This is a genomic window from Streptomyces sp. NPDC008238 (assembly GCF_042956445.1).
Classification (GTDB): Bacteria; Actinomycetota; Actinomycetes; order Streptomycetales; family Streptomycetaceae; genus Actinacidiphila.
In genome coordinates, this window is sequence record NZ_JBIBGK010000027.1 from 1 (window position 1) to 1,085 (window position 1,085).

2 rRNA genes and 1 pseudogene are annotated in these 1,085 nt (G+C 66.2%); all 3 read left to right on the plus strand.

Annotation, left to right across the window (positions count from 1 at the left end):
• Window positions 1-97: ribosomal RNA gene (locus ACFZAU_RS34340) — 23S ribosomal RNA — on the plus strand; the annotation flags it as partial.
• A gap of 105 nt (window positions 98-202) precedes the next feature.
• Window positions 203-319 (plus strand): 5S ribosomal RNA (gene rrf, locus ACFZAU_RS34345).
• Window positions 320-326: 7 nt separating this feature from the next.
• A pseudogene (locus ACFZAU_RS34350) lies at window positions 327-1,085 on the plus strand (hypothetical protein); the annotation flags it as partial.

The following is a 1,085-nucleotide window of genomic DNA, read 5'->3' on the forward strand; positions in this document are numbered from 1 at the left end:
TTAAGGCTCCCAGTAGACGACTGGGTTGATAGGCCGGATGTGGAAGCCCAGTAATGGGTGGAGCTGACCGGTACTAATAAGCCGAGGGCTTGTCCTCAGATGCTCGCGTCCACTGTTTGGTTCCCGGGTTGCGAACGGTCGCACCGGTTGAACCAGTCACTTAACTGAAAAGTGTGCTTGTTCGCCTGACACCCGATGGTGTTTCGGTGGTCATAGCGTTAGGGAAACGCCCGGTTACATTTCGAACCCGGAAGCTAAGCCTTTCAGCGCCGATGGTACTGCAGGGGGGACCCTGTGGGAGAGTAGGACGCCGCCGAACAATCTTTATGGACCCTCGGTCCTGGCCAAAGCGCTGGGACCGAGGGTCTTTTTGTTTTTGGCGTGGTGCGCAACTCGCGGACTGGTACGAGAGACTGGCACTACAGCAGTACGAACGACAGGAGTCACGTCGATGTCCAACTCGCCCGAGGAACGGCCGGATCGGCCTGAGCGGCGCGCTCCGCGCCAGGGCGGCGACCGGGGTGGATACCGCAGCGGCGGCCCCCGGCGCGAAGGCGACCGAGCCGGCGGCGGCGGTTACCGCCGTCCCGAAGACCGTCCGCGCGGACGGTACGAGGACCGGGGTCGCGATGACCGGCGTGACGACCGCGGTGGGTTCCGTCGTGACGACCGCCCGCGTACCGACCGTCCCCGCGATGAGCGTCCCCGTGACGACCGGCGGGATGACCGCCGTGATGACCGTGGTGGGTTCCGTCGTGATGACCGGCCGCGCTACGACCGTCCCCGTGAGGATCGTCCGCGCGATGACCGGCGTGACGACCGCGGTGGGTTCCGTCGTGACGACCGGCCGCGCTACGACCGTCCCCGCGATGACCGTCCGCGTGACGACCGCGGCGGTTACCGTCGTGATGACCGCCCGCGTACCGACCGCCCGCGTACCGACCGTCCTCGTGAGGATCGTCCGCGCGATGACCGCCGTGACGATCGTGGTGGGTTCCGTCGTGATGACCGGCCCCGTTACGACCGTCCTCGTGAGGATCGTCCGCGCGATGACCGCCGTGACGATCGTGGTGGGTTCCGTCGTG